Consider the following 20582-nt stretch of genomic DNA (forward strand, 5'->3'; position numbering starts at 1 on the left):
CCCGGGTGCTCTACTCAGTCCGCTGATTGAGATGAGCGGGTTAAGCCACTACATCTGTAACGTGAAAGACGACGAGATATACGCAAAATTATTCAGGATGCGCCAAGGCGGCGAAAGAGAGAATCTCCGGAACTGACATCATCAGTAGGTCAGCGACAGGGGTGAACGAGCAAGCCGAAGCAGAAGCAACCTGAAAAATGACGTGTATAAATGGAATCTTCTCTGGTGATACATCCCAGGCTGTTCCCCTGCTAATTGCGCTGTGTTTCCGTTTGAAATACAGGCGACCGACACTCTGCGCCTCTTAAGCGCGCGACAACCGTGAGGTTGGCGACGTGAAACAGACACGAGGCCATCGGTTTTCCCCGGCAAGGCAATACTCTGCCCGCAGCTTAGTCGTCAATGTAAGAATAATGAGTAAGTTACGATGAAAAGAATGTTAATCAACGCAACTCAGCAGGAAGAGTTGCGCGTCGCCCTTGTTGATGGGCAGCGCCTGTACGACCTGGATATCGAAAGCCCCGGGCACGAACAGAAAAAAGCGAACATCTACAAAGGCAAAATTACCCGTATTGAACCTAGCCTTGAAGCCGCGTTTGTTGATTACGGCGCCGAGCGTCATGGTTTCCTCCCCCTCAAAGAAATCGCCCGCGAATACTTCCCTGCCAACTACAATTCTCACGGTCGTCCGAATATTAAGGATGTTCTGCGTGAAGGTCAGGAAGTAATTGTTCAGATTGATAAAGAAGAACGTGGCAACAAAGGTGCCGCGCTCACCACCTTTATCAGCCTGGCGGGTAGCTATCTGGTACTGATGCCGAACAACCCGCGCGCGGGCGGCATTTCACGCCGTATCGAGGGTGACGACCGTACCGAACTGAAAGAAGCGCTGGCCAGCCTTGAGCTGCCGGACGGCATGGGGCTTATCGTGCGTACCGCGGGCGTCGGCAAATCTGCCGAAGCGCTGCAGTGGGACCTGAGCTTCCGTCTGAAACACTGGGAAGCCATCCAGAAAGCCGCTGATAGCCGCCCGGCGCCGTTCCTGATTCATCAGGAAAGCAACGTCATCGTGCGCGCCTTCCGTGATTACCTGCGCCAGGACATCGGCGAAATCCTGATCGATAACCCGAAAGTGCTTGAGCTGGCTCGCCAGCACATCGCTGCACTGGGTCGCCCGGATTTCAGCAGCAAAATCAAACTGTACACCGGTGAAATCCCGCTGTTCAGCCATTACCAAATCGAATCGCAGATTGAATCCGCCTTCCAGCGCGAAGTGCGCCTGCCTTCCGGCGGGTCAATCGTTATCGACAGCACCGAAGCGTTAACCGCTATCGATATCAACTCCGCTCGCGCCACCCGCGGCGGTGACATCGAAGAAACGGCATTCAACACGAACCTGGAAGCGGCCGATGAGATTGCCCGCCAGCTGCGTCTGCGTGACCTCGGCGGCCTGATTGTCATCGACTTCATCGACATGACGCCGGTACGCCACCAGCGCGCGGTTGAAAACCGCCTGCGCGAAGCGGTACGTCAGGATCGTGCCCGTATCCAGATCAGCCATATTTCTCGCTTCGGCCTGCTCGAAATGTCGCGTCAGCGTCTGAGCCCGTCGCTGGGTGAATCCAGTCATCACGTCTGCCCGCGCTGTAGCGGTACTGGCACCGTTCGTGATAACGAGTCCCTGTCGCTCTCGATCCTGCGTCTGATTGAAGAAGAAGCGCTGAAAGAGAACACCCAGGAAGTTCACGCTATCGTGCCTGTGCCGATTGCGTCCTACCTGCTGAACGAAAAACGCGCTGCGGTGAGCGCCATCGAAACCCGTCAGGGCGACGTTCGCGTGATCATCGTCCCGAACGATCAGATGGAAACCCCGCACTACTCCGTGCTGCGCGTACGCAAAGGCGAAGAGACCTCTACCCTGAGCTATCTGCTGCCTAAACTGCATGAAGAAGAGATGGCGCTGCCTGCGGACGAAGAACCGGCCGAGCGTAAACGCCCTGAGCAGCCGGCTCTGGCCACCTTCGTGATGCCGGACGTACCGCCTGCACCCGAGCAGGAAGTTCCTGTTGCCGCACCTGCCGCCGCAAAACCAGCGGTTGCCGCTGCCGCGCCGGCGCAGCCTGGTCTGCTTTCGCGCTTCTTTGGTGCCCTGAAAAACATCTTCTCCGGTGCAGAAGAAGCTAAACCGGCAGAACCTCAGGTAGAGAAGAAAGCCGAAGAGAAACCGGAACGTCAGCAAGAACGTCGCAAACCGCGGACCAACAATCGCCGCGACCGCAACGAGCGTCGTGATAACCGTGATAACCGCGACGGTCGTGATAACCGCGATAACCGCGCTGAAAATAGCGAAGGCCGTGAACCTCGTGAATCCCGCGAGGAAAACCGCCGTAATCGTCGCGAGAAACAGCAGCAGAATGTCGAGCCGCGTGAATCTCGCCAGACGGTGACCGAGGATGCTGAAAAAGGCAAAGCGCGCGATGAGCAGCAGCCGCGTCGTGAGCGTAATCGTCGTCGTAACGATGAGAAGCGCCAGGCGCCGCAGGAAGCTAAGCCACAAACGCGCGAAGAGCCGGTAGTCCAGCAGGAAGCCGAGCAGGAAGAACGCGTTCAGACGATGTCTCGTCGTAAACCGCGTCAGTTATCCCAGAAGGTTCGCATCGAGTCTGCGGTCGCAGAAACGGCCGCTCAGGTTGTTGAAACCGCGGCTGCGGTCCAGCCGGAAGCTGTCGCTCCGCGCACGGAACTGGCGAAAGTCGATCTGCCTGCCGTCGTTGAAAGTAACGGCGACCATGACGACAACAACGAGTCTCGCGAAGCCAACGGTATGCCGCGTCGCTCTCGTCGCTCGCCGCGTCATCTGCGCGTCAGCGGTCAGCGCCGTCGTCGTTACCGCGATGAGCGTTACCCGACCCAGTCGCCGATGCCGCTGACCGTAGCCTGTGCATCTCCGGAAATGGCGTCAGGTAAAGTGTGGATTCGTTACCCGGTTGCCCGTCCGCAGGATCAACAGCAGGAAGAACAGCAGGTTCAGGCCTCCGTGACTGAAACTGTCGCTCCTTTTGCTGTCGCTGAAGCTGCCATTGCAGAAGTGGTCGCCCCGGCGGTTGCCGAAGCAGCGCCTGTTGCCGCCGAACAACCTGTCGTAGCCGAAGCGACCGTCGCTGAAGCCGCGCAGACTGTTCAGCCGGAGGTCGCCCGCGAAACCGAGGTTGCTCCGCAGGATATTATCGCCGCAGAAGCGCCGGTAGTTGAGGCAGAAAGCATTGTTGCGCCGGTTGTTGCCGAGCCGGAAACAGTAGCGGTAGACACGGCTGCAGAAGCCGTTGTTGAGGAACCTGCCCCGGTTGTGGCAGCAGAAGCTCCGGCACCGCAGGTCATTGAACCGGCGCCGGTGGTTGAAGCTACTCCGGTAGTTGAAGCTACTCCGGTAGTTGAAGCTACTCCGGTAGTTGAAACTGCTCCGGTGGTTGAAGCCGCGCCGGTCGTCGAATCAGCGCCTGCTCCGGTCGTGGTCGCTACACCAGCGGCAGCGGTTGTCGTGTCTCATCGCCACGCCACCGCCCCGATGACGCGTGCTCCGGCGCCGGCCTACGAGCCAGAAGCGCCGCGTCACAGCGACTGGGTTCGCCCGTCATTTGCCTTTGACGGCAAAGGCGCAGCAGGCGGCCACAGCGCAACTCACCAGGCGACGGCGGAACCTACCCGTCCACAACCTGCCGAGTAAACGCGGTACGTCATAAAAAACCGGCCACAGGCCTAATGCGGGTTACTTAAAGGTAACCCGCTTTTTTTTTGCTTTATCGCCGGACAGGGTGATGCCGGTAAACGGTGGTTGGCGCGAAAGGGGTCTGCCGCGGGGGTGCAGTGGAGTATTCCGTTCACTTTTGTGGCATGTTCCGTTCACGATAAATCCGCCACTTTTCTCCCCCCCGCTGCGGGTGAACGGCATTGCGCTGAAAACGGCCGCTGCGCGGTATGCTCCACTCCGTCTTCATCTGGCGGAGGCAAGCCTTACAGGGAGGTGACCTCTTGCCGTCCCCCAACAGCCAGACGGCGGAGACAAAGGTATCGCGTCGCGACGATTTTCCTGCCGCAATGCCGGGTTCCCAGGGCCAGGCGAAACCGGCCTTGTGCCGTTCACCTGTCGCGCAGGAAACAGCAGCGTGCGGAATCTCACGTGAACGGAATATTCCACACAACACATGCGCCAGAGTACGAAGACCCTTTTCGCATAAACCAGCATAAAAATGACATCCCTGGCTTAACAGCGAACGACGGGACAGAAACTCCTGCAGAGATGTTGAAAACCTGACCACGCCGCATAAAAAACGGTAATCTCCGTGAGATGACGGATTCTTACACCTCTGCCGGATCGGTCAGCCGCCCCTTAAACAATCGATATTAGCCTCTGGCCGTTTCTTTATTCCCCTTCCGGGCGCTGCATCCCGGCAACCTGCGGCATCACTTCGCGCATCAGATCGAGAAACTTCCGCAGGCGGGTCGGATAATAACGCGCCCACGGATAGACCAGGTGGACCGGCAGCGGAGAGGCCCGCCACTGCGGAAATGGCTCAATCAGCCGACCGGCGGCGATATCCTCCGTCACAGCCCAACTCGACACGATAGCAGCCCCCAGCCCCGCCAGCGCCGTATTACGGGCCACATACACGCTATCGGTGCTCAGGCACGGCACAATACCAAACGAAAGCTCCCGGCTATCCTCCTGATGCTGCAACTCCACTTCATGTTGATAAAAGGTACTGATGGCCACCCACGGCAGCCGCGACAGATCCTGAGGTATCGCTAATGCCGGATAGCGCGACAACAGCTCCGGGGCGACCACCAGACTACGCGGAACTTCGGCCAGCAGCACCGACACCGTGGCCGGGTCAACTTCAGCCCCCACCCGAATCGCACAATCGATATTGTCACTGAGAAAATCGACGGTTTTGTCATTCAGCATCCACTCCACCGCCAGCTGCGGATAGCGCTGCAGAAAACTGACCAGCGGCCCCAGCAGCTGCTGCTGACCAAAGGCATGAGGCGCACGCACGCGCAGTACCCCTACCGGCCGATCGTCGGCGATACTCATCTCGTCCTCCAGCGCCAGCCAGGCATCTACCACCTGACGCGCATGCTGGTAACAGCGTTCGCCATCATCGGTGAGCTTCATGGCATGGGTTGTGCGCAGGATCAGCCGGCTACCGAGCATACTCTCCAGCGACTGCAGACGGCGGCTGACCGTCGCCTGGGTAGTCTCCAGCTGCCGCGCCGCCGAAGAGAGTGAACCGGCCTCGACGATTCGAATAAAGGTCCGCATCAGTTCGATGCGATCTATACGCTCCTGCCTCTTCATTATCATTTTCTCTATACGTGAAACGTATAACCGTTTTACCACCACGCTATCTACCGCGCCAGCGGCATTCGGGGAAGAATAGCGCCATCTCATCTACGAGGACTTCATCATGACCCCGACTCCACTATCCTCCCGCGAGGCAGGCTGGATCATTTTTATACTCGCTCTTGGCGCTGGTTTTAGCGTTGCCTCTATTTATTACGCCCAGCCCCTGCTCCCGCTGATGGGTGCCAACCTGCGCCTGAGCGTTGAAGGGATGGGTCTCGTCCCGACCCTGACCCAGGCGGGCTACGCGCTGGGCATTCTGTTTCTGCTGCCGCTCGGCGATCGCCACGACCGGCGGACGCTGATTCTGCTGAAAAGCGCGGCGCTGGCGGTCCTGCTCCTGCTGTGTAGCCTGACGGACCAGCTCACTTCACTGCTGGTGGTCAGCTTACTGATCGGGATGGCCGCGACGATGGCGCAGGATATTGTTCCGGCAGCAGCGATTCTGGCCCCGGCCGGTAAGCAGGGAAAAATGGTCGGGACGGTGATGACCGGCCTGCTGCTGGGGATTCTGCTCTCGCGGACCGTCAGCGGCCTGGTCGGGGCGCTGTTCGGTTGGCGGGTGATGTATCAGGCGGCAGCCGTGAGTATCGCTCTCATCGGTCTGCTGATGTGGCGTATTCTTCCCCGCTTTGCGATTCACTCCACGCTAAGCTATCCGCAGCTGATGAAATCCATGGCGCACCTGTGGCAACGCTATCCTGCGCTGCGACGCGCGGCAGTGGCTCAGGGCTTTTTATCCATAGCCTTCAGCGCCTTCTGGTCAACGCTGGCGGTGATGCTGCTCGCACATTATCAGATGGGCAGCGCCGTGGCCGGGGGATTCGGCATCGCCGGAGCGGCCGGAGCCCTTGCCGCCCCGCTGGCGGGTGGCCTGGCCGATAAATATGGCGCGGGAAGAGTCACTCAACTGGGTGCAGGCCTGGTGACCCTCTCTTTTGCCCTGATGTTCCTGATGCCGGTCCTGCCGCCACATGGTCAGCTGCTGCTAATCGGTCTTTCGGCCATCGGCTTCGATCTCGGTCTACAGTCCAGCCTGGTCGCGCACCAGAATCTGGTTTATAGCCTCGAGCCGCAGGCTCGCGGTCGCCTGAACGCCCTGCTGTTCACCGGCGTGTTTATTGGGATGGCGCTCGGTTCAGTACTCGGCAGTCGGCTATACGTGGTCGCCGGCTGGAACGGTGTTGTTGTTCTGGCCGTGGTCACCGGCGCGATTGCGCTCGCGATTCGTCTGCGGGAAAGCGCCCGTCTGGCATCCGTAGCGCGCGCAGTCCGATAAAAAAAGACCCGCTCCGCCATGCGGAACGGGTCTTTTTCAATCCGGCGAATGGCCTCAGGCCGTACGTCGGGCAAACTCTTTTACCCGGAAGCCCAGCGCCATTAAGGTGGCAAAATACGCCACTACGCCCGCCGCCACAACCGCCATCAGGCGCAGCAGGCGGAACGGCATGGAGCCCTGCGACCACTCCGGCATGATATACATCATACCCAGCAGCGCCGCCGACATCACCAGCACCGCAACCACCAGGCGCAGCAGGAAGGAGAACCATCCCGGCTGCGGAGTAAAGATCTTTTGCTTACGCAGCTGCCAGTACAACAGACCGGCGTTAAGACAGGCCGCCAGGCCGATAGAGAGCGACAGCCCGGCATGCTTCAGCGGGCCAATAAAGATCAGGTTCATCACCTGGGTCATAATCAGCGTAACGATCGCGATTTTTACCGGGGTTTTAATGTCCTGCCGTGAATAAAAGCCCGGCGCCAGTACCTTAACGACAATCAGTCCCATCAGTCCGACGGAGTAAGCCACCAGCGCGCGTTGGGTCATCGCCGCATCAAACGCGCTGAATTTCCCGTACTGGAACAGCGCCACGGTGAGCGGCTTCGCCAGGATCCCCAGCGCCACGGCGCTTGGCAACGCCAGCAGAAAGCACAGGCGCAGCCCCCAGTCCATCAGGCGGCAGTACTCATCATGATTACCGCTGGCAAAGCTTTTTGACAGCGATGGCAGCAGGATAGTCCCCAGCGCCACGCCAAGGACCCCGGACGGAAACTCCATCAGGCGATCCGCGTAATACATCCACGACACCGAACCGGATACCAGGAACGAGGCAAAGATGGTGTTGATAATCAATGAAATCTGGCTGACGGAGACGCCGAGGATCGCCGGCCCCATCTGTTTGACCACCCGCATTGCGCCGGCATCTTTCAGGTTAATGCGCGGCAGAACCAGCATGCCAATCTTTTTCAGATGCGGCAGTTGATAGGCCAGCTGCAGCACGCCGCCGACGGTGACCGCCCACGCCATCGCCAGCATGGGCGGATGGAAATAGGGTGCGGCAAACAGAGCAAAACCAATCATACTGACGTTGAGGAACGTCGGAGCGAAAGCGGGAACGGAAAAACGGTTCCAGGTGTTGAGAATCGCCCCGGCTAGCGACGCCAGTGAAATCAGCAGAATATAAGGAAAGGTGATGCGCAGCAGCTGGGTGGTCAGGGTAAATTTATCCGGGCTGTCGGCAAAACCGGGCGCGGTCACGGTAATCACCCAGGGTGCCGCCAGCATTCCAAGAACGGTAACGACCGCCAGAACCAGCGTCAGCAGGCCAGAGACATAGGCCACAAACACGCGGGTCGCATCTTCGCCCTGCTTGCTTTTATATTCGGCAAGAATGGGAACAAATGCCTGAGAGAACGCCCCTTCAGCAAAGATACGGCGCAGCAAATTCGGTAATTTAAACGCGACGAAAAAGGCATCCGTCGCCATCCCTGCGCCAAAAATTCGGGCGACGATAGCATCACGCGCAAACCCCAGAACGCGTGAAAACATGGTCATCGAACTGACTGCTGCCAGTGATTTTAAAAGGTTCATTAACGTGTTATTCCACAACCCTGAAGTAAAACGCCCGCGATTGCGGGCGCTGGAAAGTGGCGATAGTCTACCGGGTTCGTCATGAATTACTACTCCCAGATGTTACAACCAATTATTCACTCATTGCCTCGCGCCAGAGTTTTTCGACCACCCGTTGCGCCAGCAGCGCCTGTTCACCCGCAGTTTCCGGAACCGTCTGATTTTGCACGCATTCGATGAAGTGGCGAGCGCAGCCGGCAAAACCCCGTTGCTCGAGCGTGGTTTGCCAGCCCGGAACCGGGCGCATAATCACCCCCTGACCGCGCTCTTCCTGCCATTCACGCATATCACAGACGGCGTACAGTCCGCCGTCAGTCACCGCCTGCACCCACTCCCGCTGACTACCGGCACGCCGGTGCATGCTGGTGGTGACCTCCAGTTGAGGCGTGCTGAAGTGGTGTTCGGCGTAGAGCATTTCGCCCTGGGCCGTGGTATGCAGCGAGCCGCCGCTCAGGCGCGCGGTACCGCCCGCCAGCCACAGCGCGGTATCCACCACATGCAGATAATCATCCAGCAACGTAAAACGCAGATCGTGGCCGACGCTGTCGCTGCGATGTTTATCCATGCGCAGCGATGCGGCGCCGCCCATCTGCGTTTTGAGTTCACGATACAGCGGCGCAAAGCGACGGTTAAAACCGACCATCAGCGTGAGCTTGCGGCGCGCCGCCAGTTCGACCAGCGACTCTGCCTCATTCAGCTTATCGGCCAGCGGTTTATCCACGCACACATGCACCCCTGCATGCAACAGGCGGCTCACCACCTCAAAATGCGAAGCCGTTGAAGTATGCACAAAGACCGCGTCACACTGCGCCGCCAGCTGCTCCAGCGAGTCGGCATAAGGAATGCGCCAGGCGTCGCAGATGCGTAGCGCTTTCTCTTTACCCGGCGACCAGGCCGCCTGCAGCGTCCAACCGTCTGCGGCGCCCAGCACCGGCAGCCAGGCCTTCTGCGCGATGCCCCCTAACCCCACCACGCCAATGCGTAATTTCGCGGTCACGATTAATCTCCCAGGTGAGCCAGCAGCGAGGCCAGCCGCTCTTTCAGTTCCGCGACTTCGCCTTCCAGCGCCTCAACCCGCGCGAGAAGATCATCGGCCGGCGGCGAGACGGCCTCGACGGCGGTAATAAGCGAGTCCATATCATCGCAGAACAGATGCATATAGCGGGATTCTCGTTTCCCTGGCTCGCGCGGCAGACGAGCGACGAAAGGTCCGTCATCCCGGGTTGCCAGCGTTTCCAGCACGCTCTCCACTTCCGCCATATCGCTAAAGTCATACATTCGCTGCGCTCGGCTGCGCAACTCGCCCGGCGTCTGCGCGCCGCGCAGCAGCAGCGTCGTCACGATCGCCACTTCCGCCGGAGACAGTTTCAGATCGCCAAACTCGGAATTACAAAAGCGCTGTTCATATTTGGTCACCCGATTGCCGAAACCGCTGACCGTACGCAGGTAATGGCGTTTGACCAGGGCATCCAGCAGATCCTGAATATCACTTTCGCTCAGCGACATCACCGGCTCACGATTGGTTTTCTGATTGCAGGCGGTCACCACCGCATTGACCGACAGCGGATACTGCTCAGGCGTGGTTACTTGTTTTTCCAGCAGACACCCGATGACGCGCGCTTCGTGTGCGGTTAACTGATATTTCATGCTCTCTCCTCAGCGACCCGGAGTCCAGTCCGGTGTCGTCAACGCCGTCAGTACATGGTCACGCCACTGCCCGTCAATCAGCAGATAATTTTTGGCGTACCCCTCTTTTTCAAAGCCAAGACGAGCCAGTAAATCGCCGCTACGTTGATTATGCGGCATGTAGTTGGCCATGATGCGATGGATATGCTGCGTGCGCTGCATATAGCGAATCGCCGCGGTCAGGGCCTCAAACATCAGCCCCTGGCCTTGCCACTTCTCGCCAATGGAATAGCCGAGGTAGCAGGCATGAAACGACCCGCGAACCACATTGGAAAAATTTGCCACGCCGATAATCTCTTTCTCTTCAGGATCGAGCAGCGCAAAATAGAATGCCGAGCCCTGTTTATGAAACTCGGAAATCATCGATAAACGCGCCTGCCAGCCAGAGGGGTAGCAGTGGCTGTCATCGCGCACTGGCTCCCAGGGTTTTAAGAACCCTTTATTCTCCGCGTAATAATCGGCCAGACGCCAGGCGTCACGATCGTATACCAGCCGCACCACCAGCCTGTCCGTCGTCAAACGCACCTTAGGTACGTTACTGCGATAGCCAAACATTCCCTTCTCCTGTTCCCCTGACTGATTACCCTGCTCCTTTCACTATACCTGTCCTGAACGGTTGTGTGAAAACAGCAACATACCATTTTCTGCACCATCTCCCTTTTTCGATGAATAGACTCTATCGATCTTGCTTTTTGATAAAAAAATATTGTCGCAATGATGCTGGGAAAGTCAGCATCTTCCCCGCACACTATCCGGGTAACTCTTTATTTTCCCTGGAGGGGAAATGTCCCGCGTATCGCAGGCAAGGAGCCTGGGTAAATATTTCCTGTTGGTCGACAACATGCTGGTGGTTCTGGGCTTTTTTGTCGTCTTCCCGCTAATTTCTATTCGCTTTGTTGACCAGATGGGCTGGGCGGCGCTGATGGTCGGGATTGCGCTCGGCCTGCGCCAGCTGGTACAGCAAGGATTAGGCATTTTTGGCGGCGCGGTCGCCGATCGCTTTGGCGCCAAGCCGATGATCGTCACCGGCATGCTCATGCGCGCGGGCGGTTTCGCGGCGATGGCCGTGGCCCATGAACCGTGGGTTCTGTGGCTCTCCTGCATTCTCTCCGGGCTCGGCGGCACCCTGTTCGATCCGCCGCGCGCCGCGCTGGTGGTCAAGCTGGTGCGTCCGCATCAGCGCGGGCGATTCTTTTCGATTCTGATGATGCAGGACAGCGCCGGGGCGGTGATTGGCGCCCTGCTCGGCAGCTGGCTGCTGCAATACGACTTCCGCCTGGTCTGCAGCGTGGGCGCGGCGTTGTTTGTCGCCTGCGCCGCGTTCAACGCCTGGTATCTCCCGGCGTGGAAGCTTTCCACCGTGAAAACACCGGTGCGGGAAGGCCTGGGCCGGGTGCTGCGCGACAAGCGCTTTGTCACCTACGTTCTGACGCTCACCGGCTACTACATGCTGGCCGTCCAGGTGATGCTCATGCTGCCCATTATGGTTAACGACATCGCCGGTTCACCGACCGCGGTAAAATGGATGTATGCCATTGAAGCCGCTATATCGTTAACCCTGCTCTATCCCATTGCCCGCTGGAGCGAACAGCGCTTTCGCCTGGAGCATCGGCTGATGGCCGGGTTACTGGTGATGACCCTCGCCATGTTGCCTATTGGCTTGACCAGCAATTTACAGCAGCTGTTTACCCTGATTTGTATCTTCTATATTGGATCGATCGTTGCGGAACCGGCGCGGGAAACCCTGGGAGCCTCTTTAGCCGATGCCCGGGCGCGCGGCAGCTATATGGGCTTCAGCCGGCTGGGGCTGGCCTTCGGCGGCGCGTTTGGCTACGCCGGCGGCGGATGGTTGTTCGATGCGGGTAAAGCGCTGAATCAGCCCGAACTGCCGTGGCTGATGCTGGGTGTTATCGGCCTGTTTACCTTCATTGCTCTGTGGTGGCAGTTCAGCCAGAAGCGGTCGACGTCCGGCATGCTGGAGCCACGTACCTGACCAGAGATTTAAGGTAAGGCCTGTTTTCAGCATTTTCCGCTAGTGCGTCGAATGCTGGCAGGCCATACTGCTTTATGTCAGGATAAGTCCTGGCATGACCGTTAAGGAATCTAATGAAAAAGATGTTTATCGTGGCCGCGCTCATTGTCAGCGGCCTTCTGAGCGGCTGTAACCAGCTCACACAGTATTCAGTTAGCGAGCAGGAAATTAACCAGGCGCTACAGAAACGTAACCATTTCGCCAAAGATATCGGCCTGCCGGGCGTGGCGGATGCCCATATTGAGTTACACGATCTGACCAGTGCGATTGGCCGTGAAGAGCCGAATAAAGTGACGCTGAGCGGCATTGCCAACCTGGATCTGAACTCGTTATTCGGCAATCAGAAAGCCACCATCGACCTGAAGCTCAAGGCGCTGCCGGTCTTTAATAAAGAGAAAGGCGCGATCTTCCTGCAGGAGATGGAAGTGGTTGATGCGAAAGTGTCGCCTGAGAAACTGCAGTCCGTCGTACAGACCCTGATTCCCTATCTGAATCAGTCTCTGCGTAGCTATTTTAACCAGCAGCCGGCCTACGTTCTGCGCGAAGATGCCAGCACCGGCGAAGCGCTGGCGAAAAAATACGCAAAAGGCATCGAGGTGAAACCGGGCGAAATTATCATCCCGTTCACCAATTAATACGACGGGCGCTGCGGCGCCCGTTTTTTTACGGAAATTGATGCAAAGGAAAACGTTTACGCTTATCCTTAGTGCCCGGCAAAAACAGCCCTGATGACTGACCCTATTAGCCGGAGCTTTCCATGACAGCACAATCCCAGGTATTGAAAATCCGCCGCCCTGACGACTGGCATATCCATCTCCGCGATGACGATATGCTGAAGATCGTCGTGCCTTACACCAGTGAGTTTTATGGCCGGGCGATCGTGATGCCGAATCTGGTGCCGCCTGTCACCACCGTTGAAGCGGCGATAGCCTATCGCCAGCGTATCCTTGACGCCGTTCCCGCCGGGCACGACTTTACGCCGTTGATGACCTGCTACCTGACCGATACGCTCGACCCGGCGGAGCTGGAGCGTGGATTCCACGCTGGCGTATTCACCGCAGCCAAACTCTATCCGGCCAATGCCACCACCAACTCCAGCCACGGCGTCACCAGCATCGATGCCATCATGCCGGTGCTGGAGCGCATGGAAAAGCTGGGCATGCCGCTGCTGGTTCACGGTGAAGTCACCCACGCCGAGATTGACATCTTCGATCGCGAAGCGCGCTTTATCGAAACGGTAATGGAGCCGCTGCGTCAGCGTTTACCGGGCCTGAAAGTGGTGTTCGAACATATCACCACCAAAGATGCCGCCGAATACGTTCGCGACGGTAACGAACTGCTGGCCGCGACCATTACGCCTCAGCATCTGATGTTTAACCGTAATCACATGCTGGTTGGCGGCGTGCGTCCCCATCTTTACTGTCTGCCGATTCTGAAGCGCAATATCCACCAGCAGGCGCTGCGTGAGCTGGTTGCCAGCGGCTTTAGCCGCGCGTTTCTGGGAACCGACTCCGCTCCGCACGCCCGCCATCGTAAAGAGGCCAGCTGCGGATGCGCCGGTTGCTTTAACGCGCCGACCGCGCTGGGCAGCTATGCGACGGTATTTGAAGAGATGAATGCCCTGCAGCACTTCGAAGCGTTTTGTTCACTCAACGGCCCGCGCTTCTACGGCCTGCCGGTGAATGATACCTTTGTTGAGCTGGTGCGCGAAGAGAGCACCGTCGTTGAAAGCATCGCCCTGCCGGACGACACCCTGGTGCCTTTCCTTGCCGGTGAAACCCTGCGCTGGACGATGAAAAAATAAAAGCGCTGCCCCTTGTTGTAAACGCAAACTGAATACTGTATAAATAACCAGTATATTACACAGGGGGCAATCATGCGCATCGAAGTGTCTATCGCCAAATCTACAGCCTTACCGCACGGCGCCTTAGAAGCGCTAAATAATGAACTCTCCCGACGCATTGAACAGCAGTTCCCGGCTCTTCCAAGCCAGGTAACCGTACGCTTTGCCGCCAATAACAATTTGTCCGTCATTGGCGGCCTGAAAGAAGATAAAGACCGGATAAGCGAAATCCTGCAAGAAACCTGGGAAAGCGCTGATGACTGGTTTGTCCATGACGCATCCTGACGCCTCTCTGGCAGCATGCCGCAGCAGAATGGCACGGGCTCTGAACAAACAGAGCAGGCCAGTCTGAAGCAAAAGCTGCCGGAACATCGCGTCAGGCACAGCAAATTCAATTTGCTCCCTCATTGTGCTTTTTTTGCCGGGTCGCCCCGGCTTTTTTATCCCCGTTGCAATCTCAGACTTTTCTTTTTCCTCCTGATTATTTCCTTTAAAAATAACGATGCACGGCACTAAATTTGCGCAAAAAAGCACCAAACAGATGAAAGCTCGCCCTGTTTGATTTAATTTCTCGAGTTTATTCTTAACAGCTGATATAATTAACTTGCTTCAAAAAATATGCATTAAACCTCGAGAATTGTTGTCTTTTAACATATGAATAAGGGGTTATGATGGAAAAGAATAATGAAGTCATCCAGACCCATCCCCTCGTCGGATGGGACATCAGCACCGTTGATAGCTACGATGCAATGATGTTGCGCCTGCACTACCAAAACCCCACTCAAGAAAGCAGTAACGAAGCTGAAATTGGCCAGACGCTCTGGCTAACGACGGAAGTCGCACGTCAATTTATTTCTATCCTGGAAGCAGGTATTGCGAAGATAGAATCAGGTGAATACCAGGCAAACGAGTACCGCAGGCATTAATGATTATGCCGCGATCGATATATGCTAACTAAACAGGCACCTGCGGGTGCCTGATTTATTTTCGGGCTTGTATATGTGCAGGTTGTTAATTACCCTGCTAATAAAGCAAAAAACCGGAACAGACCATGCAATACGACCTCATCATTATCGGCAGCGGCTCCACTGGCGCCGCTGCCGGCTATTATGCCCGCCGGGCTGGACTTAACGTGCTGATGACCGACGCGCACACGCCTCCGCATCAGGAGGGCAGCCATCACGGTAATACGCGTCTTATCCGTCACGCCTACGGTGAAGGAGAGAGATATGTCCCGCTGGTGCTGCGTGCGCAGGCGCTGTGGGATGAGCTTGCAACCCTCAGCGGCGAGGCGGTCTTCGAACGCACCGGGGTGATTAACCTCGGCCCGGCAAACTCGACGTTTCTCAGCAACGTTGCGAACAGCGCCCGCCAGTTCCAACTGAACGTCGAAGAGATGGATGCCCCGGCTATCATGGCCCGCTGGCCTGAGATTCGCGTACCGGATGATTATCGTGGCATATTCGAACCGGCATCCGGGGTTTTACGTAGCGAGCTGGCCATCGAAACCTGGATACGTCTCGCGCGTGAGGCGGGCTGCGCTCAGCTGTTTAATTGCCCGGTTACCGCCATACACCATCACCCGGATGGCGTGACAATCGACACCGCCGATGGCAGCTACAGCGGCAAGAAACTGCTGGTCAGCGCCGGTACATGGGTAACGCGTCTGCTGCCCGACCTGCCAGTCCAGCCCGTACGCAAAATCTTCGCCTGGTTCCAGGCTGATGGACGCTATAGCACTAAAAACCACTTCCCGGCATTTACCGGTGAGCTGCCAAACGGCGACCAGTTCTATGGTTTCCCGGCGGAAGACAATGAACTGAAGATCGGCAAGCACAACGGCGGGCAACTTATCTCCGCGCCGGAAGAACGCACGCCATTTGGCGCGGTGGCCACCGACGGCTCTGAGTCGTTCAGCTTCCTGCGTAACGTGCTGCCCGGTATCGGCGGCTGCCTGCATGGCGCCTCCTGTACCTACGATAATACGGCGGATGAAGACTTTATTATCGACACCCTCCCCGGCCATCCTGAAACGTTGCTGATTAGCGGGTTAAGCGGTCATGGTTTCAAATTCGCCCCGGTGCTGGGAGAAATTGCCACGCAGTTTGCCCAGGGGGAAACCCCCGCCTTCGACCTGACCCCCTTCTCGCTGGCACGCTTTCAGGGTTAGATGGCCGCCGTGCGCGGTGTTGATTTGAGCAATAAAAAACGGCCTCAGAGGAGGCCGTTCATCACAGAGAGAGTTTATGCGTCGCCTGTACGATTTACTGGTCAACAACGTCCGCGAGCACTTTATGATTTATCTCGCACTGTGGCTGCTGCTGGCGATCGTTGATCTTATCTGGTTATGGTTTTTCTGAGGTCTCAGGGTCCGGGATCCCCAGCTTCGTGTTCAGGCGGCCGCGAGATTTGTTGAAGATCTTATTGCCGTTTTCTCGTCCGGCACGCAGCTGACGCTGCTCCTCTTCCGGCAGCTTATGCTCTTCCATGCACGCCTCGCTACAGCAGCCGGCGAACTTCTCGGCGCAGCTCGGGCACTGGATAAACAGCAGATGGCAGCCGTCATTCAGGCAGTTCGTATGGCTATCACACGGGGTACCGCACTGATGGCAATGGGCAATCACATCATCGGAAATCCGCTCCCCCATCCGCTCGTCAAAGACAAAGTTCTTACCGATAAAGCGTACCGGCAGCCCCTGTTCGCGCGCACGACGGGCATATTCAATAATCCCGCCCTCAATGTGCCAGACCTTACTGAAGCCGTTGTGCTTCATCCAGGCGCTGGCTTTTTCACAACGAATACCGCCGGTGCAGTACATAACGATTTTTTTATCTTTATGTTCCTGCATCATCTCGACCGCTTTCGGCAACTGATCGCGGAACGTGTCCGCCGGGATTTCCAGCGCCTGCTCAAAATGGCCCACTTCATATTCATAGTGGTTACGCATATCGATAAACACCGCATCGGGATCGTCCAGCATCGCATTCACTTCCGCCGCTTTCAGATAATCACCCACGTCTGAGGCATCAAACGTCGGATCATCGATCCCATCCGCCACGATACGATCGCGGACTTTCAGGCGTAGCACCCAGAAGGATTTTCCGTCGTCGTCCAGCGCGATGTTCATCCGCAGGCCATCCAGCGCCGGGTCGAAGGCGTAGAGAAACTCGCGTAGCGCATCGACCTGACTTTCTGGCACGCTGATTTGGGCATTGATCCCTTCGTGGGCCAGATAGATACGACCAAACACGTTTAATTTGGTGAGGGCAATCCACAATGCATCGCGCGTGGCTTTTGGATCCACGATGGTGAAATATTTATAAAACGAGATCGTTGTACGCGGTTCGCTCTCAGCTAACATCTGCGCTTTTAACGTCTCATTTGAAATGCGGTTATGTAACACTGGCATGGTGTACCTGCTCGACATAGGAAATGAGGTAAATAAACGGCCGGCATCATATAGCAAACGACGTTAATTTACATCCCCACATTTTGCGCTACATTCATTTCACTCCCGTTCGTTCGCGTTTAACAATAAATGCCACCTGGGACAGCCGTTTTGGCTGAAGCATGAAAAAATGCGATAATAGAATGAGTTGCTTATTTAAACAGGTATGAGATGACCCATTTACCTAAATTTTCCGCGGCGCTGCTGCATCCGCGTTACTGGCTGCTTTGGCTAGGTATTGGCCTGCTGTGGCTGGTTGTTCAGCTTCCCTATCCGTTGATTTACCGCCTTGGCAATGCGATTGGCCGCCTGGCAATGCGCTTTATGAAACGCCGCGCCAAAATCGCTTACCGTAACCTGGAGCTGTGCTTCCCGGACAAAAGCGAAGAAGAGCGCCATCAGATGGTGGTGCAAAACTTCGAATCGGTGGGGATGGGGTTAATGGAGACCGGGATGGCCTGGTTCTGGCCGACCCGGCGTATTGCGCGCTGGACCGACTCCATCGGCGTTGAGCATATCCGGGACGTTCAGGCGCAACAGCGCGGCATTCTGCTGATCGGCATTCACTTCCTCACGCTGGAAATGGGGGCGCGGATGTTTGGTATCAACGAACCCGGCATCGGCGTCTACCGTCCAAATGACAATCCGGTCATTGACTGGCTGCAAACCTGGGGCCGGCTGCGCTCGAATAAAGACATGATCGACCGTAAAGATCTGAAAGGGATGATTCGCGCGCTGAAAAAAGGCGAAGTGATCTGGTATGCGCCGGACCACGACTACGGCCCGACCGCCAGCGTATTCGTGCCGCTCTTTGCCGTCGACCAGGCGGCAACGACGTCGGGGACCTGGATGCTGGCAAAGATGTCGAAAGCCTGCATTGTTCCGTTCGTTCCGCGGCGTAAACCCGACGGTAAAGGTTATGAGCTAATTATTCTGCCGCCGGAATGCGATCCGCCGCTTGATGATGCGGAAACGACCGCGGCCTGGATGAACCGCATCGTCGAGAAATGCATTCTGATGGCGCCGGAGCAATATATGTGGCTGCACCGCCGCTTTAAGACCCGCCCGCCCGGCGTACCTTCACGCTATTAAGTGTGCTTCCTCCGGCAGCCCGATGCTGGCCGGAGGCACTTTCCGCTTTAGCGTTAAGCGCTCTCCTCCATTGCGATGATCGTTACTCAGGCGCATAATTAGCAGGCTCATCTTTTGTTTTTTGTCCTGCATCGCAGGCCAATGGAAGCCTATGTCGTCTGCAGATAGTCCGATTAACTGGAAACGAAATCTCACGGTCACCTGGCTCGGCTGTTTTTTGACCGGTGCCGCTTTTAGCCTGGTCATGCCCTTTCTCCCGCTCTACGTCGAGCAGCTTGGCGTGACGGGCCACAGTGCCCTGAATATGTGGTCAGGACTGGTATTCAGCATTACCTTCTTGTTCTCCGCCGTTGCCTCTCCCTTCTGGGGCGGCCTGGCCGATCGCAAAGGGCGCAAAATTATGCTGCTGCGCTCCGCGCTGGGGATGGCTATCGTCATGATGTTGATGGGGCTGGCGCAAAACATCTGGCAGTTTCTGGTACTGCGGGCCTTGCTGGGGCTGTTGGGTGGTTTTATTCCCAATGCGAATGCCCTGATCGCCACCCAGATCCCGCGCCAGAAGAGCGGCTGGGCGCTGGGTACGCTATCTACCGGCGCCGTGAGCGGCGCGCTGCTTGGCCCGCTGGCGGGCGGCTTTCTTGCCGACCATTGGGGACTGCGCACCGTCTTCTTTCTGACCGCCAGCGTCCTGCTCGTCTGTTTTATCCTGACGCTGTTTTTCATTCGCGAGCAGTTCGTCCCGGTCGCGAAGAAAGAGATGCTTAATGCAAGGGATGTCTTTTCGTCCCTGAAAAGCCCAAAGCTGGTCTTGAGTCTGTTTGTCACCACGATGATTATTCAGGTCGCCACCGGCTCAATCGCCCCTATCCTGACCCTCTACGTTCGGGAGCTGGCCGGAGACGTCGGAAATATCGCCTTTATCAGCGGGATGATAGCCTCCGTTCCGGGCGTCGCGGCGCTGATCAGCGCCCCGCGCCTCGGTAAGCTCGGGGATCGTATCGGGCCGGAAAAAATCCTTATCGTCGCGCTGATGGTCTCCGTTCTGCTGCTGATTCCAATGTCATTCGTCCAGACGCCGCTGCAGCTGGCTATTTTACGCTTTCTGCTGGGTGCCGCCGACGGCGCGCTGCTGCCGGCCGTCCAGACGCTGCTGGTGTACAACTCAACCAGCCAGGTGGCCGGGCGCATTTTTAGCTATAACCAGTCATTTCGCGATATCGGCAACGTCACCGGCCCATTGATCGGCGCAGCGGTATCTGCCAGCTATGGTTTCCGGGCGGTCTTTTTTGTCACCGCGACGGTCGTCCTGTTCAACGCTATCTATTCCACCCTCAGCTTGCGGCGCCCTTCCGGTGATGAACCCGCGCAGAACGCGGACTCGGGCGGTCGTTCGGTAAATTAAGTTCAACAGCGTCGCCTTCCCCTTGACGCAACGCTCACCGCCTTCTATAGATTGAATCGTGTCCATTTTTCATTCTTCTTAGGGGGTTATCTATGCCAAAGGATTCGATTTTCTATGCCACGCTCGAAGAAGCTATCGATGCGGCCCGCGAAGAGTTCCTGGTCAATAATCCGGATAGCGACGAGGAGAGTGCCAACGTTGAGCAGCTGAATATCCAAAAGTACGTTCTGCAGGATGGCGATATCGCCTGGCAGGCCGAATTTTTTGCCGACGAAGATGAAGAAGGCGAATGCCTGCCGATGTTAAGCGGCGAAGCGGCACAGAGTGTTTTTGACGGCGACTATGACGAGATAGAGCTGCGTCAGGAGTGGCTGGAAGAGAATACGCTGCATGAGTGGGACGAAGGAGAGTTTCAGCTGGAACCCTCTCTGGATACCGAAGAGGGTCAGACCGCTGCCGATGAGTGGGATGAACGCTGATTAGTTGTACGGACCGTGGCTGGCATCAAGCGGCAACAGCAACGTATCGAACACCAGCGAAAAAGGCAGATCGAGAATGGTGATGTATCGCCATGACGAATCACGCACATCCCACTGCACGCCGGGGTAATACTGATTCCCATGCCCCTGCCCCGGCACCGTGCGGCTAATAATACTGCCGCAGCCGCTGAGCAGCAGCGCCATGGCAATAACCAGTAAAATTCTCATCTGCTACCTCAATGCTCAGATAAAAAAATACCGGCAATATTGCCGGTATTTTCCTTCACATA

At 56.9% G+C, this 20582-nt stretch carries 19 protein-coding genes; 12 read left to right on the plus strand and 7 right to left on the minus strand.

The genetic code is table 11. The annotated features are described in order from the left end of the window. The first annotated feature begins 427 nt into the window (after positions 1–427). Positions 428–3724 (plus strand): ribonuclease E, encoded by a 3297-nt coding sequence (rne, locus tag ROR01S_RS13070; RefSeq protein WP_064359561.1) that lies wholly within the window; start codon positions 428–430, stop codon positions 3722–3724. Positions 3725–4420: 696 nt separating this feature from the next. Here the strand turns inward: rne and ROR01S_RS13075 are convergent. Continuing rightward, positions 4421–5449: a LysR family transcriptional regulator gene (locus tag ROR01S_RS13075; protein ID WP_162268837.1), complete on the minus strand. Its 1029-nt coding sequence runs from the start codon at positions 5447–5449 to the stop codon at positions 4421–4423. 16 nt (positions 5450–5465) lie between these two features. On the opposite strand from ROR01S_RS13075, the gene ROR01S_RS13080 reads away from it, so the two are divergent. Next, positions 5466–6680 (plus strand): MFS transporter, encoded by a 1215-nt coding sequence (locus ROR01S_RS13080; RefSeq protein ID WP_015584652.1) that lies wholly within the window; start codon positions 5466–5468, stop codon positions 6678–6680. Between the two features lie 54 nt (positions 6681–6734). On the opposite strand, the gene murJ is transcribed toward ROR01S_RS13080, so the two are convergent. The 4 genes from murJ to rimJ form a co-directional block, all read right to left on the minus strand. Next, on the minus strand, positions 6735–8270 hold the full coding sequence (gene murJ / locus ROR01S_RS13085) for a murein biosynthesis integral membrane protein MurJ (RefSeq protein WP_015584653.1): 1536 nt from the start codon (positions 8268–8270) through the stop codon (positions 6735–6737). Between the two features lie 112 nt (positions 8271–8382). After that, positions 8383–9306, minus strand: a complete 924-nt coding sequence (locus tag ROR01S_RS13090) for a Gfo/Idh/MocA family protein (RefSeq protein WP_015584654.1) — start codon at positions 9304–9306, stop codon at positions 8383–8385. 2 nt (positions 9307–9308) lie between these two features. Next, positions 9309–9956, minus strand: a complete 648-nt coding sequence (locus ROR01S_RS13095) for a YceH family protein (RefSeq protein ID WP_004860499.1) — start codon at positions 9954–9956, stop codon at positions 9309–9311. Positions 9957–9965: 9 nt separating this feature from the next. Beyond that, positions 9966–10550, minus strand: coding sequence for a ribosomal protein S5-alanine N-acetyltransferase (gene rimJ, locus ROR01S_RS13100; RefSeq protein ID WP_004860498.1), 585 nt, complete (start codon positions 10548–10550; stop codon positions 9966–9968). Positions 10551–10779: 229 nt separating this feature from the next. On the opposite strand from rimJ, the gene mdtH reads away from it, so the two are divergent. From mdtH to ROR01S_RS26185, 7 genes are all read left to right on the plus strand, one after another. Continuing rightward, positions 10780–11988, plus strand: a complete 1209-nt coding sequence (mdtH, locus tag ROR01S_RS13105; RefSeq protein ID WP_004860497.1) for a multidrug efflux MFS transporter MdtH — start codon at positions 10780–10782, stop codon at positions 11986–11988. A gap of 113 nt (positions 11989–12101) precedes the next feature. Then, positions 12102–12662 (plus strand): lipoprotein, encoded by a 561-nt coding sequence (locus ROR01S_RS13110; protein WP_004860496.1) that lies wholly within the window; start codon positions 12102–12104, stop codon positions 12660–12662. Between the two features lie 122 nt (positions 12663–12784). Further along, positions 12785–13831, plus strand: a complete 1047-nt coding sequence (pyrC, locus tag ROR01S_RS13115) for a dihydroorotase (RefSeq protein WP_032717206.1) — start codon at positions 12785–12787, stop codon at positions 13829–13831. A 72-nt stretch (positions 13832–13903) separates the two neighbouring features. After that, positions 13904–14155 carry a DNA damage-inducible protein I gene (gene dinI, locus ROR01S_RS13120; protein WP_004860494.1) on the plus strand — a complete coding sequence of 84 codons (252 nt, stop codon included), beginning with the start codon at positions 13904–13906 and terminating at the stop codon, positions 14153–14155. A gap of 386 nt (positions 14156–14541) precedes the next feature. Beyond that, positions 14542–14796, plus strand: coding sequence for a biofilm formation regulator BssS (gene bssS / locus ROR01S_RS13125; protein WP_004860493.1), 255 nt, complete (start codon positions 14542–14544; stop codon positions 14794–14796). Positions 14797–14921: 125 nt separating this feature from the next. After that, complete coding sequence (gene solA, locus ROR01S_RS13130; RefSeq protein ID WP_015584656.1) at positions 14922–16040, plus strand: N-methyl-L-tryptophan oxidase; 1119 nt, start codon at positions 14922–14924, stop codon at positions 16038–16040. 76 nt (positions 16041–16116) lie between these two features. After that, positions 16117–16230: a YceO family protein gene (locus ROR01S_RS26185; RefSeq protein WP_004860490.1), complete on the plus strand. Its 114-nt coding sequence runs from the start codon at positions 16117–16119 to the stop codon at positions 16228–16230. Here ROR01S_RS26185 and trhO read toward each other — a convergent pair. After that, on the minus strand, positions 16216–17280 hold the full coding sequence (gene trhO, locus ROR01S_RS13135) for an oxygen-dependent tRNA uridine(34) hydroxylase TrhO (RefSeq protein ID WP_004860488.1): 1065 nt from the start codon (positions 17278–17280) through the stop codon (positions 16216–16218). The genes ROR01S_RS26185 and trhO overlap by 15 nt on opposite strands. A 210-nt stretch (positions 17281–17490) precedes the next feature. Between trhO and ROR01S_RS13140 the strand changes: the two genes are divergently transcribed. From ROR01S_RS13140 to ROR01S_RS13150, 3 genes are all read left to right on the plus strand, one after another. Then, positions 17491–18411 carry a Kdo(2)-lipid IV(A) acyltransferase gene (locus ROR01S_RS13140; RefSeq protein WP_004860485.1) on the plus strand — a complete coding sequence of 307 codons (921 nt, stop codon included), beginning with the start codon at positions 17491–17493 and terminating at the stop codon, positions 18409–18411. A gap of 151 nt (positions 18412–18562) precedes the next feature. Further along, positions 18563–19813 (plus strand): multidrug efflux MFS transporter MdtG, encoded by a 1251-nt coding sequence (mdtG, locus tag ROR01S_RS13145; RefSeq protein ID WP_015584657.1) that lies wholly within the window; start codon positions 18563–18565, stop codon positions 19811–19813. A 92-nt stretch (positions 19814–19905) separates the two neighbouring features. Next, entirely contained in the window at positions 19906–20292 is a 387-nt protein-coding gene (locus ROR01S_RS13150; protein ID WP_004860482.1) for a MysB family protein, read from the plus strand. On the opposite strand, the gene ROR01S_RS13155 is transcribed toward ROR01S_RS13150, so the two are convergent. Continuing rightward, positions 20293–20520 (minus strand): YceK/YidQ family lipoprotein, encoded by a 228-nt coding sequence (locus ROR01S_RS13155; RefSeq protein WP_004860481.1) that lies wholly within the window; start codon positions 20518–20520, stop codon positions 20293–20295. It abuts the gene before it with no gap. Positions 20521–20582 lie beyond the last annotated feature (62 nt).

Source organism: Klebsiella ornithinolytica NBRC 105727 = ATCC 31898 (assembly GCF_001598295.1).
Lineage (GTDB): Bacteria > Pseudomonadota > Gammaproteobacteria > Enterobacterales > Enterobacteriaceae > Klebsiella > Klebsiella ornithinolytica.